Source organism: Alphaproteobacteria bacterium, assembly GCA_035625915.1.
Classification (GTDB): Bacteria; Pseudomonadota; Alphaproteobacteria; order JACZXZ01; family JACZXZ01; genus DATDHA01.
In genome coordinates, this window is record DASPOR010000214.1 from 37,941 (window position 1) to 52,937 (window position 14,997).

13 protein-coding genes are annotated in these 14,997 nt (G+C 58.9%); 7 read left to right on the plus strand and 6 right to left on the minus strand.

Annotation, left to right across the window (positions count from 1 at the left end):
* Positions 1-44 precede the first annotated feature (44 nt).
* Positions 45-1,649, minus strand: coding sequence for an NAD(P)/FAD-dependent oxidoreductase (locus tag VEJ16_17655; protein HYB11488.1), 1,605 nt, complete (start codon positions 1,647-1,649; stop codon positions 45-47).
* Between the two features lie 224 nt (positions 1,650-1,873).
* On the opposite strand from VEJ16_17655, the gene VEJ16_17660 reads away from it, so the two are divergent.
* Both VEJ16_17660 and VEJ16_17665 read left to right on the plus strand, forming a co-directional pair.
* Positions 1,874-2,419, plus strand: coding sequence for a hypothetical protein (locus VEJ16_17660; protein ID HYB11489.1), 546 nt, complete (start codon positions 1,874-1,876; stop codon positions 2,417-2,419).
* 317 nt (positions 2,420-2,736) lie between these two features.
* The gene (locus tag VEJ16_17665) at positions 2,737-3,579 is read left to right on the plus strand and encodes a metal-dependent phosphohydrolase (protein ID HYB11490.1); all 843 of its coding nucleotides are present in this window, start codon (positions 2,737-2,739) and stop codon (positions 3,577-3,579) included.
* Between the two features lie 97 nt (positions 3,580-3,676).
* On the opposite strand, the gene VEJ16_17670 is transcribed toward VEJ16_17665, so the two are convergent.
* From VEJ16_17670 to VEJ16_17680, 3 genes are all read right to left on the minus strand, one after another.
* Positions 3,677-4,180 carry a CAP domain-containing protein gene (locus VEJ16_17670; protein HYB11491.1) on the minus strand — a complete coding sequence of 168 codons (504 nt, stop codon included), beginning with the start codon at positions 4,178-4,180 and terminating at the stop codon, positions 3,677-3,679.
* 212 nt (positions 4,181-4,392) lie between these two features.
* A complete protein-coding gene (locus tag VEJ16_17675) occupies positions 4,393-4,890 on the minus strand; it encodes a TspO/MBR family protein (GenBank protein HYB11492.1) in 498 nt (165 codons plus the stop codon).
* A 55-nt stretch (positions 4,891-4,945) separates the two neighbouring features.
* Positions 4,946-5,809 (minus strand): polysaccharide deacetylase family protein, encoded by an 864-nt coding sequence (locus tag VEJ16_17680; GenBank protein ID HYB11493.1) that lies wholly within the window; start codon positions 5,807-5,809, stop codon positions 4,946-4,948.
* A 358-nt stretch (positions 5,810-6,167) separates the two neighbouring features.
* Between VEJ16_17680 and mtgA the strand changes: the two genes are divergently transcribed.
* The 3 genes from mtgA (at position 6,168) to VEJ16_17695 (ending at position 10,370) form a co-directional block, all read left to right on the plus strand.
* Positions 6,168-6,866: a monofunctional biosynthetic peptidoglycan transglycosylase gene (mtgA, locus tag VEJ16_17685; GenBank protein ID HYB11494.1), complete on the plus strand. Its 699-nt coding sequence runs from the start codon at positions 6,168-6,170 to the stop codon at positions 6,864-6,866.
* Positions 6,867-7,008: 142 nt separating this feature from the next.
* Entirely contained in the window at positions 7,009-7,974 is a 966-nt protein-coding gene (locus tag VEJ16_17690) for a lyase (protein HYB11495.1), read from the plus strand.
* A gap of 824 nt (positions 7,975-8,798) precedes the next feature.
* The gene (locus VEJ16_17695; GenBank protein HYB11496.1) at positions 8,799-10,370 is read left to right on the plus strand and encodes an MDR family MFS transporter; all 1,572 of its coding nucleotides are present in this window, start codon (positions 8,799-8,801) and stop codon (positions 10,368-10,370) included.
* Positions 10,371-10,386: 16 nt separating this feature from the next.
* Here the strand turns inward: VEJ16_17695 and VEJ16_17700 are convergent, their stop codons facing one another.
* Positions 10,387-11,178 (minus strand): DUF1499 domain-containing protein, encoded by a 792-nt coding sequence (locus VEJ16_17700; GenBank protein HYB11497.1) that lies wholly within the window; start codon positions 11,176-11,178, stop codon positions 10,387-10,389.
* Positions 11,179-11,413: 235 nt separating this feature from the next.
* On the opposite strand from VEJ16_17700, the gene VEJ16_17705 reads away from it, so the two are divergent.
* Positions 11,414-12,718: an amidase gene (locus tag VEJ16_17705; protein ID HYB11498.1), complete on the plus strand. Its 1,305-nt coding sequence runs from the start codon at positions 11,414-11,416 to the stop codon at positions 12,716-12,718.
* A 76-nt stretch (positions 12,719-12,794) separates the two neighbouring features.
* Here the strand turns inward: VEJ16_17705 and VEJ16_17710 are convergent, their stop codons facing one another.
* Positions 12,795-14,336, minus strand: a complete 1,542-nt coding sequence (locus tag VEJ16_17710; protein ID HYB11499.1) for an altronate dehydratase family protein — start codon at positions 14,334-14,336, stop codon at positions 12,795-12,797.
* Positions 14,337-14,483: 147 nt separating this feature from the next.
* Between VEJ16_17710 and VEJ16_17715 the strand changes: the two genes are divergently transcribed.
* Positions 14,484-14,997: SDR family NAD(P)-dependent oxidoreductase (locus VEJ16_17715; protein HYB11500.1), on the plus strand; the 514-nt coding region annotated here is incomplete at its 3' end.

Here is a 14,997-nt window from a genome sequence, read left to right on the forward strand (position 1 = left end):
GCGAATTGCTGCGCGCAAAAGCGCGATTCGATAGGCGGAATTTTCTACGCGGGTCGGACCTTTCGACGTAAATCCTTAATGACGCGCATTGCGGCATTGTGTCCTGGACCGCCGGTCACGCCACCGCCTGGATGACTACCGGAACCGCATAAATAGAGCGCTTGGATAGGTGTGCGATAACGTGCTGCCCGCGGCTGTGGGCGGAGGCTGAATAACTGGTCAAGCTCATGGCGGCCGTGAAATATGCACCCTTCGGTCAATCCGAAAATGCGCTCGAGATCGAGCGGCGTGAGAACCTGACGAGCTACCGTGATCGTGCCGAGATTCGGAATGTGACGCTCCACGGCGGCAAGGATTCGATCGGCCACCTGGTCCTTGATATCATCCCAATTCCTCCCGCCTGAAAGCTGGTAGGGGTAGTATTTACACAGCAGAGACATGACGTGATGGCCGTCGGGCGCCAAGCTATCGTCGAGTGCCGAGGCGATTTGGATCGTTACGTATGGTTCGTCAGAGAGCTCGCCATTGCGGGCGAGATTATAGTTTCTCTCCATCGTCTCGACATCTGGCAGCATGTTGATGATCGAGCCCCGTGCGAGTTCGCCCTCGGCACCGGGAAGGGCCGAAAATTCCGGAGTCGCGCGAAGTGCCAAATTCATGCGCAGCGAAGCCGTTCCCATTCGAAAACGCTCGATATCCGCGGCAAAGGTCGCGTCCAGATGCTCCTTGCCGACAAGGTGAAGAAAGGTGCGCTTGGGATCCGTGTTTGCAAGTACGACCCGTGCGCGGACCTCCTCGCCACTCTCGAGCCGAACCCCTTCGGCACGGCCGTTCTCGACCATTATCCGCGCGATTGGGGCCGACGTTCGTATCTCGACGCCATTTTTGCGCGCGGATGCGGCTAGTGCCTCGCTGACCGCACCCATGCCTCCTTTGGCGACCCCCCATCTGTATCGCACACCATCGAGCTCGCCCATGACGTTGAGGAGAAACGGCACCGCCGAGCCCGGTGCTCGAAGGCTCGCGAAATTACTGCTGACGCAGTGCACAGTGTAGATCTGACGGACCGTGTCGCTCTCGAACCAGCGCGCTGCGAGATCCTCGGCACTCAATGTAAACATTTGAATCAAGAAGTGCCGATCTTCCAGGCTCAACTTCCGAAGCTGCCGGCCGATGGCCACCGCGCCAAGAAGCGAGTCGAGTCCACCCGCAAGATCGGGCGGCGCGCGGAGCCAGAGGCGGCGCACGATATCGCCGACTCGCAGCAATCGAGCACGCAGCGCTTTCATTGCCTCGTAGTCCCGGTTCGAAAAGCGGCCGATAACCATTTGGTCGTGGCCTTCGTCGCCCGTCAGCAAGATAGCCCGGCCGTCGCTCAGCAGATCGACCGCGCCGCGATAGGGGATCGCTCGCAACCCGTGCTGCTTGAGATTGAGATCACGACTTATTTCGGAGCGAAACAGGCCGAGCGAATAGGATGCGATCGAGTTGCGGTAGCCAGGATGGAACTCCTCGCTGACGGCTGCGCCGCCGACGATGTGGCGACGCTCGAGGACCAGCGTTTTGAATCGTGCCCTGCCCAAGTAGGCCGCGGCAGTCAGCCCGTTATGTCCAGCGCCAATGACTATCGCGTCGTAAACGCCTGCCATGGATGGATATCCCTGAGGCGGATTCTCTTTACGTCATTATGCCCTGGCGCCGTTGCAAATCAAATTTGGAAATGCCGGTAGCACCTTACACCCAGGACACGCAGCTCAGGATGCGGCTAGATCGATCGCTCGTATTGGCGTCGCATGATAAAAGGGTATTCCATTCGCCGCAGCCGTCCCCTAGGCTGACTGAGTCGCCGATAGGAGCCGATAGGTTCAAGGGCTTGCCGATGAGAAAGCAATGCGCGCTGGTTGCAGTGGTGATGTATGCCACGGCACTCCTTGTGCCCCAAGGTTTTGCGACGCTGACGGTTCTCGTTCATGATGCGGTGGCGTCGCCCGCTTTTGCAGCGGCCGATTCGGAAACCGCTGCGCTGTGGTCAAGTCTGGTCGATCTGGCATCCCGCCATGGCACCAAAGACGAGCAACTCGACCCCGGAATCTGCAAGGGCTTTGGGCTTAGTGCGAAAAACCCTCAATGCAAATTCACCGACATCTCGATTTCGAACGACGATGGTGATTCGATCGGATTTGGGATTTTCAAAGAGCCCGGGACGGAGCGCACGCTTTGCGTCTCGGGCGACCGAGATCGACAAACAGGCCGTTATTATCTCAGCTCGCCCGACGGTACTCTGTTGCAGGCGTTGCGCGCGGAAGTGGGAAAGGGCTTTTCCCCCATGCCAAAAGGCGAGGCTCCCAAATCCTTTATGGAACACGTGTCGTTACTGAAGTCGCATTTGCAAGATCTTGTTGCCGCGTATGGTCAGTAATGCAGGCTGCTGACAGAGCGAAGCCTGCCGCGAGCGCTCTTGCGACAAAAGAGCGGCTTAATTTCGGAGCAAGGGGCAAAGCGGCCGTCGAATAGGCTCACCGCAATCGCCTGGCTACTCGTCGACGGGGTGTGGTGGCACGGCCCGCGACGAGGGGGGCCGGCATTCCCTTATTTGGACCTTTGCATCGCGCGCCCACCCGCGCGAGAATGTGTCATTCGCTACTCGCGATAGCGGGAATGGCACTTCGCGGCTGCGCTACATTATTTCGTTCGACGGAGATGGTACAGGATTAGCCTGTTTCGCGGGAGGGTCGAATGTTTAATCCAACGCGGCTCGTCATCGACGCATTTGTCGACCACTTGCAGGAAATGTATAAGCGCATATACGGCCTGCTGGAACCCGGTTATCCGGGAATCATCGAATTCGTGGGAAACCTGGCCCTCGAGAATATTGCCAACAGCGATGCGCCATACCATGACATGGCGCATACGATCATGGTGACGTTGCTGGGCCAGGAGGTCCTGCGCGGCAAGCATATCAGCGAGGGTGGGGTGACGCCGCATGACTGGCTGCACTTCATCATTTCCCTGCTCTGCCACGACATTGGCTATGTGCGCGGCGTCTGCAGAGGCGATCGCGACGGGCGCTATGTCATCAGCTTTCAGGGCGATACCATGGAACTGGCGCCGGGTTCCACGGATGTGTCGCTGACCCCCCATCACGTCACTCGATCAAAGCTCTTTGTGCGCGAGCGCTTCGGGAAGGGTACGCTCGCGAAGATCGACACGGAGATTGTCGAGGCGAATATCGAGCATACGCGCTTTCCGGTACCTCAGGATGAAACGCATGCGCCGACCAGCGATTATCCAGGGCTCGTCCGCGCATCTGATCTGACTGGACAGCTCGCGGATATCGATTATCTGCGGAAGATCCCAGCATTATTCGCCGAATTTCAGGAGACCGGCACGGCCGAAAAGTTGGGCTATCGCAACTCTGCCGATTTGCGCGCGGCGTATCCCGGCTTCTTCTGGAACCTCGTCAACCCCTATATCGCCGACGCCCTTCGATATTTGCGCGTGACGCAGGAGGGCAAACAATGGATTTCAAATCTCTATGCCCACGTCTTCTCCGTGGAGCACCGGGACGCCCTACACTAGCTCAACCCTGGTGGCTTTCGAACATCTTGGCGAGCGTACGATGCACAATACATTGCTTTATTGCGCGGTTACCCGCCGGCGAATTCGAAGATCGGCGTCAAAAGTGAACAACGATGGGCGAGCCCATGTCGAGGACCCAAAAGCCTGACGCCGGCCCAGAGGAATTGTTGGTCGCCGTCGTAGCGTACCCGACGCCCGCGTCATTCAGATCGTCGGTGAGGATCTGCTCTCGATTGGACGGGTTCGCCATCCAGTCGGCAATGACTTCCTGAGGATCTGCATGCGGTGCTGCAACCACTTCGACGGCGATCGAGTACCGATAGCCAGCTTGCAGGAAACGGGCATCTATCCCGGCGCCATTGCTGTCCACGTGTGAGAGAACGCCACGCCGCGCCAGGTCGTCCGCCATCGATTGAGCGACCGCAGTCAGCTCCGCGTTCGGATGCACGGGAGCGAGCCCGGCATCGCTGCGCGCCCGATTTACGAGCGCCAAGAGATTAGCTGCCGCCGCCGGATCGGCGGCGGGACCGACCGCAGTCGCCGGGACAGCGGAAAGGGACATCAAAATCGCGAACAAGACCGAGGACTTTGCTATCTTCATTGTCTTCCTCATGTTTTGAGATTTAAACCAGGCGGCTACGTGAAAATACCCCATCGAGCCAGCGCCGCCCGAACAGCGCCCCCACAATTCAATCGAGGGCGCACGGCCCAAGCGGTCAACAACGGCAAACGGCAGCGCAAAATATTGGAACGAAGATGGGACATTGATGAGACAAATTCGGGATCATTTGGCGTCGGATCGAGTCGTAGTGATCAAGCATTGAGCCGCCAGACGGTCGAATTGAGACAAACGGCATAGCTGACCCACAAGAGATACGGCACGAGGGCTGCCGTTGCGAGGGTCGAATGAAGGCGAAAATCGAGCAGAGTCGCGAGCAGGACGGCCCATAGAACCATTGCATCTATCATTGCGGCAAACGGACATTCGAGCCCGAAGAAGAGAATTGGCCAAAGGAAATTGAAGGTCAGCTGTCCCGCGTAAAGAAGCAACGCTCGCTTGCCGTTTCGCCAGCCGCTTTCGCGCCAAACCAGCCATGCGGCCAAGGCCATTAAGGCGTAGAGGACCGACCAGACGGAACTTAATACAGAATTGGGTGGCGCCCACTCGGGCTTCAAAAGGGTCGCATACCATTGATCGACTTTCCCAACCGAGGCATGTCTGCCGAAACCGTAAACGGTAAAGACAAGGACAAAAGAGACGGCAAGCCAAGCGAGATCATTTATCCGGCTCGCTTGGGTTTTTAGTACCATACTATGTTTCCGTGGTTATTCGGAGAGAAACAGCGACAGCGTGGAGGAATTGCATTCACTGCCTGCCGCGCCCCATGGCGCTACGTTCGGCTTCGACGTACCAATCGGCAATGGCGCCACCCGTCACGAATATGACGTCTTCGCGGTCGAGCAGCACATCAAGTATTTTCTGGAGATATACGAAGCGATGGGGCACACCGATCAAGTGTGGATGAAGCCCCAACGTGAGCACGCGCGGTTGCTGCCGCAATTCCCAATCGAAGACTTCGAGTGTATCGGTGAAGCGGCGATAAATTTCCGGCGAGGGATGACGCTCGACCGCGTAGATCACGCTGTCGTTGAGTTCGAGCGTGTAAGGCATCGACAGAAGAGGGCCGCTTGCAGTGTCCAGCCAGCTTGGCAAATCGTCGATTACCCAATCGAAGAGGTACTCGATTCCCGCGGCTTTAAGAAGATCTGGCGTCTCGAACGATTCCCGGAGCCCGGGGCCGAGCCAACCACGCGGACGGCGTCCGGCAAACCGCGCTATCTTGTCGAGCGCCAATTCGATGACTGCCGCCTCGTCGCCAGCGTCTTGGATCGAGCGCTGGTGCATGCCGTGGCCGACAAATTCCCAGCCGGCCTCCAGAATTGCTTCCGCACAGGACGGATAGGCCTCAATCACACTTGCATTGATACTCGCTGAAGCCGGAAGGGTTCGGTCCTCCAGGAGCGTGAGGATGCGGGGGATACCGCAACGCAGTCCGTACTCTGCCCAAGCGAAGTTGGGCACGTCCGGCACTTGGTCGAGGCCATGGGGTGGAGGAAGGATCGTGCGCGGCATCTTCTGATCGAATGGCCAGTGTTCGACGTTGACGACGATATGAACCATGAGTGGCTTTCCTTCAAGCGGCTCAAGATGCGGACGGCCAAACGACATTCGAAAAGGGATGCGGGGATTGGCCATTTCTGTTCTCCCTTGCCGTCGGAGGCGAGCTGCTTGGCCGAAAGAGTTTGAATGCCCAGGGTAATCGAGCGCGGGAATAATTGGTATCGGCCAGTCACAAGCGCCCAATGGCGGGCGGCTGCCCGCGAAGTGGCGGATTGGGGTGAGTCGCCCCGCGATTGCAACCGGAACCCGCGGCAAAGGGCGCGATCTCGGCAGATCGTTGCTTGGGATCGCGCGTCGACGAACTATATCGAAGAGGCGGCCCTCAAATGTACTCTGTGCCGTATCGGGTAGGGATTTGTTTATTGACGCACCAAAGATGCAGGAGCGGCTGAGGCGATCCGGAACCGTGGTCAGGGTGGGTATCGTTCGACAAGGGTTGCGTCGTTTTATCGGCATTTTGCTGCGCTTGGCAGTGGCCGTCGTCGGCATTTGGTTTGCGCTCATCCTTCTCTATCGCTGGGTCGATCCGCCGCTGACGCCTCTCATGCTGTTGCGGCTTCCCGCGGCTGGCACGATCCGTCACCAGACGGTCCCATTCCGAGATATTTCGCTCGAGCTACGGCGCGCTGTGATCGCGTCGGAGGACAATCGATTCTGCTTTCATCATGGGATCGATTGGCAGGCGGTCTCCCAAGCGGTCGATGAATATGAGATAGAAAACAGATTAAGGGGCGCCAGCACGATCACCATGCAGACCGTGCGAAATCTTTTCCTTTGGCCAGGTGGGGGATTTTTCCGCAAGGCCATCGAGGCTGGTTTGGCCCTGACGGTCGATGCCCTGTGGCCGAAGCAGCGGATTCTCGAAGTCTATCTCAATGTCATCGAGTGGGGCGATGGCATATATGGCGCCGAGGCGGCGGCGCGCATCTACTTTCATAAAGACGCGTCCCGCCTGACGCAGCGAGAAGCCGCACTCCTTGCAGCCGTATTGCCGAATCCTCGCCGCTGGTCCCCCGAGGCGCCGAACCGATACACCGCCGGGCGAGCGCGGCTGATTGCCGAGCGGATCGAGAAACTCGATGGTTATTTCGGCTGCACGCAATAGTGTCTTTTCGCAAGGCCTGCGATCCGATGTCCCTAAACGCGATTTGAGCTATATCGATTCGATGGATTCCAACGGCCCTTGCGCGGATAGCCCGGCGACCCCAGACTCTTAATTGCTACTTCGGCGCTTGGAGGGGGATTCGATGCGGCACGTCATGGTCAGCGCGCTCTCACTCGGCTTTGCAATTGTGGTCTCCGTGTCGGCGCATGCGGACTATACGATGCAGGCATTTCCCTTGCCGGAAGGTGCTGAACCGCACGATGTCTTTCCCGCCGCCGATGGAACCGTCTGGTACACGGCACAGCGTGCGGGTGCGCTCGGCCACCTTGACCCCAAGACCGGCAAAGTGACGCTTATTCCCCTCGGCGAGAACGCAGCACCTCACGGCGTGATCGTGGGCCCCGATGACGCGCCGTGGATCACGGACGGTGGGCTCAATGCGATCGTGCGAGTCGATCCGCAAACCCAGAAGATCGACACGTACAAGTTGCCGCCGCACGGGAATGAGCTCGCAAATCTCAATACGGCGACCTTCGATCGGCGAGGAATTCTGTGGTTCACCGGGCAAAATGGCGTCTACGGTGTTCTCGATCCTCGCACCGGCGGAATGCAGGTTTACGATGCTCCAAAGGGGGCCGGTCCCTATGGAATTACGACAACGCCCCAAGGTGCGGTCTTCTTCGCGTCGCTTGCAGGCAATTATCTGGGCCGTATCGACATTGATAGCGGCGAGGTCAAGGTCATCGAGCCGCCGACGCACGACCAAGGGGCCCGGCGCGTGTGGTCGGATTCAAAAGGTGGCATCTGGGTTAGCGAGTGGAACGCAGGTCAACTGGCGTGTTACGACTCTAAAAACGGGACGTGGCAAGGTTGGAAACTTCCAGGCGCGCATCCCCAACCCTACGCGATCTACGTCGATGAGCAGGATGAAGTTTGGCTCAGCGATTGGGGTGCGAATGCGATTCTGCGGTTCGATCCGGTCAAGCAAACCTTCGAGACGTTCGCACTCCCTCGGCGCGACGCGAATATCCGTCAGATGGCCGGACGCAAGGGCGAGGTGTGGGCGGCTGAGTCAGGCACCGACCACCTTCTCGTCATTCGGTTCTAGCGAGAGAAGCAATTGGCCAAGAAATGAAAACCCCGGCGCTTGAATTTTCTCGCCGGGGTCCATCAAGGCTGCGGGCCTGCATCCCCTCGCGCGGCGGGGGCATGCAGGCCCGCGTCGCGCGATACTAGCGCTTCTTCGCGGCCTTCTTCTTGGCCGGCTTCTTAGCAGTTTTCTTCACGGTCTTCTTTTTCGCAGCCATATCGTTCCCCTTTGCGAAAAAATACCCGCCGCGGGGCGGGCCGGGCGGGGGCGGGTTGAAAGCCCGCCGGACACCGACACGCGGGCGCACACGATGTGCAAGCGCCAATAACATATGTTGTGGTCAAAGCCGCTGTCAACACTTTCTATTGTTGGGGATAACTTTTTGAGCGAATTTTGTTCGTAGAAGTTTCCCTTCGCTGGATTTCATCCTTCAAATTCCACGATAGATACCCTCGCATGTCATTCCGGCGTCGTCGGGACAACAAGACCGCCTAGAGTGGTGGATTTGAAGTTCCCAGCATTTTGCTGGCATCCGCGATTAGGAACTTCAAATCCGAATACCACGCTCAATACAATATATTCCTCGTGTGGCCTTGAATCCGAAATTCGCTCCCGGTCCCGCCCCCTTAATGTGGCGAATATCGGAATCGTCACACGAGGCGTCTGTACCGAAAAAGCCCGCATCTCCCCTTTTTGCTCGGAGGTGTTGGACAATCGGCATCAGCGACCGTTTCGATCTTAAACGCCGAGCGTTGACGGCGGGGGTCGCAACGCTGTCTTCTTGGGGCTCTTGCGTGCGTTTGCCGCCTCATGCGATGACGGAAAACAGGGAATGCCGAAGCATGGAAAGCCGTCTATCCGCTGCTCCACCCGCCGCCTTCGGCCACCGCGAAATTCTCGTGATTTTGAGCGGGGTCATGTTGGGAATGATACTCGCCGGCCTCGATCAGACGATCGTGGCGACAGCGCTGCCGACAATCGCGCGCGAACTTCATGGCATCCAGCACATGTCATGGGTTGTTTCCGGCTATTTGCTCACTTCGACCGCTGCGACCCCAATCTACGGAAAGCTATCGGACCTTTACGGCCGGAAGGTCATGCTGCAGGTGGCGATCGGTATTTTTCTGGTCGCATCGACCCTTTGCGCGATTGCCGGCACGATGACCGAACTTATACTCGCTCGCGCCCTGCAGGGAATTGGCGGTGGCGGCCTCATGGCCATGGCGCACGCCACGATCGCCGATGTGATCGCACCCCGCGATCGAGGGCGCTATCAGGGTTATTTTTCGAGCGTCTTTGCCGCCACCAGCGTTGCCGGTCCGGTGCTCGGTGGATTTTTCTCGGATCACCTCACTTGGCGATGGGTTTTCTGGATCAACATTCCGATCGGCGTGGTCGCGATTCTCATATGCAATAAGACGCTCCGCAAGCTCACAGTCCCGCGGACGGCGCGCCGCGAGATCGATTATGTGGGTGCTACGCTGTTAGTGAGTGCTATAACCCTGCTCGTTCTTGCAACGACCTGGGGCGGCGTCGAGATGGCCTGGTCGTCGCCGAATCTAATCGGGCTCGTGGTCGCAAGTCTCGTACTTTTGGCCGCCTTCGTATTGAGGGAGCGGATTGCGCGCGAGCCTATTATTCCTCTTCGTCTATTCAGGATCGGCATATTCACCGTTGCTAGCATCGGATCCTTCCTGTCCTCGATGGCGATGTTCGGCGCCATCATATTTCTTCCGTTGTTCCTCCAGCTCGTATCCGGCGAGACGGCGTCACAGTCCGGGTTTTTGTTGATTCCACTTACCGGTGCCATCGTCGCTGGCGCTTATGCGGCTGGGCGCATTGTCAGCCACACCGGACGGTACAAGATATTTCCAATCCTTGGGCTCGCCATTGCAACATTCGCGTTCGTACTTCTTTCGACGATGGATGCGCGTACCGGCCGCATCGAGTCCGGTTGTTTTATGGCGCTCGTCGGTTTGGGGATCGGAATGGTGCTGCCGATCATGGTGGTCACGATACAAAACGCCGTCGATCTGCGAGACCTCGGCACGGGCACCGCCGCCGTGAATTTCTTCCGCTCGATGGGCGGATCTTTCGGCGTGGCTCTGCTCGGGTCGGTGCTGCTCAGTGAGCTCGATAGGCGGATTGCACGTGTGCCCGGTCACGAAACGATGGGCGACCGTCCAGCCTTCGACCTTCTGCACGGCGATACGAGCAACATCGGTAAGCTTGGTGAATCGGCGCGCCGGCTACTCGTGATGGCTTTGGAGCAATCATTCACCGTCGTCTTTTTGACGGGGGCTGCCATTTCCGCAATCGCTCTGATTACGGTGTTTTTCCTCAAGGAGCTGCCCTTGCGGACTGCACAGCCGCACGGCCTCCCGGCGCCCTCGGCATCGGACGACTGTGCTTGAATAGGGTGATTTGGCGCTACCGCGACGCCATTCGATCCTGCAGTGCCGCAAGAAACTTCGCGACTCGTCTGGCATTGACGCCAAAATCGCTTCGGCCGTAGCGCGATTCTGAGCGCATATCCAGCCGAGTTCCCGAGCCATCCGCAATAATTCGGAGCACGATATCGTCCTTGAAGCCGTACCAGAGGGTCGTATCGAATGCCTCAATGCGTCCCTCGGCGGGAGCGTCCGCCGTCACTGTCCAACCTGATTCCTTGACGAGCGAGAGCGCGGCAGCGAATACCTGATCGGGTGGTGCATTGAAAAAGGCGGGCTTGATATCGGGATAGCTCGCCAACTGTTGCTTTGCGATATCCGGCCCGCCATATGTGGCAGAATTCTCCGCACCTTGGCGGAGTGCCACTGCAGCGACAAAGGCCGGGGGGTTTTCGGTATCGGTTGTGATGTCGTGGATGTATGGCTTCGATGGCAGGATCACGTAACGGAAATACGCGGGATAACCGGCGATCACAACGCTGACGGCGAGGCCACACAACGCGGCGAGGGTGCCCGATCGCCGGATTCGTTGGCGCGGCCAGAAAAGGGCGACGAGCGAAAGAAGGCCGGCGGCGATCGCAACATAGACCGAATACTCCAGGATCTTGAATCCGTCCCGGAAGTACCACAGGCCAAGGCGCCAGCCGAAACCGGAGGAAATTGCGGCGATACCCGCAAGAATGGCGAGTGTCAGGGCATAGCTCGACAGCGTCGCTCTGGTCGACGACTTGCCAGCGGAACTCGCGGCGGAATGGGCGGTTCGGTCAGACACGGCTTGCCTCCACGCAATTGAACGCGCGCGTCCCCGTTTCTTCGTCGCCGCTAGGCAAGCATGGGGGGTCTTGAAAAGGCAAGCGCCTTGAAAATTAGGTTTTTCTAACGACTGGCCTAATGAGTTGGTGCCTGGCGCTGGATTCTCCCGCGGCGGTGCGGCAATCTAGGTCGACGAAAGAACTTGACAGCCGATGACGGATACCGACGGCACGGCGTCCTGACAAAGGTAAAAAATGACAAATCCCGCGGTAGCCGGCGAGTCGCAGCCGAACAATTTTAGTGCGAGCGAAGCTGCGCGCCGCATTGCGCGCGGCGAGCTCAGTTCAATTGACCTTGTCGAGGCATGCCTCACGCGCATCGCCAAGCGCGAGCGCACCGTCGGTGCGTGGCAGCATCTCGACCCGGATTCCGCGCGCGAAATGGCGCGCACGCACGACGCCGAGGCGCCGCGTGGCGCGCTTCACGGTGTGCCGGTCGGAATCAAGGACATCTTCGACACGGCTGACATGCCCACTACCTATGGCTCTGACATCTATCGGCATAACCGGCCGAGCGCCCATGCTGCGGCGGTCGAATTGCTGGTGGCGGCCGGCGCCATCGTGCTCGGTAAGACGGTCTCTACCGAGTTCGCGTATTTCACGCCGGGAAAAACCTCTAACCCCCATAACCGGGCTCATACGCCAGGCGGCTCATCGAGTGGATCGGCGGCGGCCGTGGCGGACTACATGGTGCCGCTTGCGATCGGCAGCCAGACCGCGGGCTCGGTGATTCGGCCAGCGGCTTTCTGCGGTGTCATCGGATTCAAACCGAGTCATGGTGTCGTCTCGATGATGGGTGCCAAACCCTTTGCCCCTTCCCTTGATACCGTCGGCACTTTCTCTCGCTCGGTCGAAGACACCGAATTGATTGCCCGCGTCCTCATGGGCGACAATCTCAGAACGCCGGATTTGGCGGTTGAGCGTCCGCGCCGCATCGGCATTTGCCGGACCGAACATTGGAGGGAGGCGGGGCCCGCCACCGTCGTTGCGATGGACACGGCGGCGGCCGAGCTTCAACGGCACGGTGTCGAGACTGTCGACCTCATGTTGCCGGAAGCTTGCCAAGGGCTCACCGAAGCCCAGCATGTCGTCATGGCGTTCGAGGCGCGCCTCTCCTACGCGGTGGAACTGCGCGACCACGCGAGTCAGCTAAGTCAAAAGCTTCTCGACTTTCTTGAGGAATCCCGCACGATCTCTGAAGGGCGATATTCTGCGGCCCTCCAACGCACGGCAATCGCGCGAGCTGCATTCGACGCCCTCCTTGAAAAATTCGACCTTGTGATGACCCCGAGCGCGCCGGGTGAGGCGCCTCTCGGACTGAACGCGACGGGCGATCCCATTTTCAACCGACTCTGGACGTTGCTTCACGTTCCGTGCGTGACGATCCCTTTTGCAACCGGGCCGCACGGCCTGCCGATCGGTCTGCAGTTCGTAGGGCGTTTCAAGCACGACCGCACACTGTTGGCGCTTGTGCGTTGGATTGAAGCCGAACTCTCTTAGGGGATGGTACGACGAGCGGGGCCTCTCCGGGCGTGGAGCGCTTCATGCGCGCTGCGGGAGTTCCACCGCTGAAGCACTACATCACTGCACCCATCTGCCAAGGTGCGAATTCATCTTCGCCCATGCCGAGGAGTTCGCTCTTCGTCTTCTGGCCGGACGCCGTCTTGAGGATGAGATCGAAGATTCGTGCCCCGCACGCCTCGACCGACTCAGCACCGTCTACGATCGTTCCGCAATTAATGTCCATATCGTCGCTCATCCGGTGGTAAAGCGAAGTGTTTGTCGCCAGCTTGAGTGACGGCGAGGGCTTGCAGCCGAAGACGGAGCCCCGTCCCGTCGTGAAGCAAATTACGTTGGCGCCACCCGCGACCTGGCCTGTCGCGGAAACAGGATCATAGCCGGGCGTGTCCATGAACACGAAACCCTTGGCCGTCACGGGTTCCGCGTATTTATAGACATCGACCAGGTTCGTCGTACCGGCCTTGGCGGCCGCACCGAGCGACTTTTCCAGAATCGTCGAAATGCCGCCCGCCTTGTTGCCGGGCGAAGGATTGTGGTTCATTTCGCCGCCGTGCTTAGCCGTGTAGTTTTCCCACCAATTCATGAGCTCGACGAGCTTGGCGCCGACCCCGGGGCTGACCGCCCGCCGTGTCAGAAGGTGCTCCGCCCCATACGTTTCGGGCGTTTCGGAGAGGATGACGGTGCCCCCGTGGCGTACGATGAGGTCGGAGGCCGCACCCAAAGCGGGGTTGGCCGAAATGCCCGAATATCCGTCGGAGCCGCCGCACTGAAGGCCGATTGTGATGTTGGAGGCAGGTACGGCATTGCGGCGTACCTTGTTCGCATCGGGCAACATCGCCTTGATCCGGGCAATGGCTTCCTGCACGGTCCTCCTGACGCCGCCTGTCTCTTGAATCGTCATGGTCTGGAGCAAGGGACCCTCGGAAAGTTCCTCGGCGCGCATGAGCCCGCCTATTTGCGCGGCCTCGCAGCCAAGGCCAAGGATAAGCACGCCGAAGAAGTTCGGATGACGCGCATAGCCGGCGATTGTGCGATGGAGAAGCTCCATGCCTTCCCCGTCGACGGCCATGCCGCATCCCGTCTTGTGGGTAAGAGCGACGACGCCGTCGACATTGGGAAAATCGACAAGCAGCCCTTCGCCTGTGAAGGGATTGGTACGGAAAGCGTCGGAAATATGTCGTGCGGTTCCGGCTGAGCAGTTCACCGACGTCAGGATTCCGATGTAGTTGCGGGTGGCGACACGGCCGTCCACGCGCACGATGCCTTCGAAGCTCGCGGGTTCATTCATATACTGGGTCGGTTTGGCGTTTTCACAATAGGCATAGTCACGGGTAAAATCGTGCATGCCGCAATTATGTGTATGGATATGTTCCCCCGCCGAGATCGCGGACTCGGCAAAGCCGATTATTTGCCCATAGCGCAGGATTGGCTCACCCTTGGCGATGGCGCGCGTTGCGATCTTATGGCCGGAGGGTATATGGGTTCGGGCACTCACACCCTCGCCCGGAATATTGGTGCCAGGAAGAATATCGGCCCGGGCGACCGCGATATTGTCCGAAGGATTTAGACGAATGGTGAGGGCGGCGACTTCGGCCATGGAATATCTCACATCGATTGGATCGTATGCTCGCAGTATAGCCTTGCCGACGGGGATGTGAAGCGAAGGGAGCCGTGTGCGGCCCGCGTCTTGCCAAAGGTGCCATGTCACTTCTACCATCCGCCCAGAAACGAAAAGGGGCGAAGAGTGAGCGGACGGCTTCAAGGAAAGAAGGCGCTGATTACGGCCGCAGGGCAAGGGATTGGCCGGGCAAGCGCACTCGCTTTCGCACGCGAAGGTGCCGAAGTTGTCGCGACTGACATTAACGAGACGACGCTAGGGGAGATATCCGAAATCCCAGGTATCAGCGTGCGGCGGCTCAATGTGATGGACTTTACCGCCATCGAACGACTCGGGCATGAACTCGGCTTCGTCGATATCCTCTTCAACTGCGCGGGCTATGTCCACCACGGCAATGTCCTCGAGGCCAGGGAGCCGGAATGGGATCTCGCGATGAATCTTAACGCGAAATCGATGTTTTACACGATCAAAACGTTCCTTCCGGCAATGCTGGAGAAGGGTCGGGGCTCGATCATCAATATGGCGTCGGTATCAGGCTCGGTGAGTGGCATCTTGAATCGCTTCGTTTATGGCGCAAGCAAGGCGGCCGTAATCGGACTTACCAAATCGGTGGCGATCGATTACATCAAGCGCGGCATCC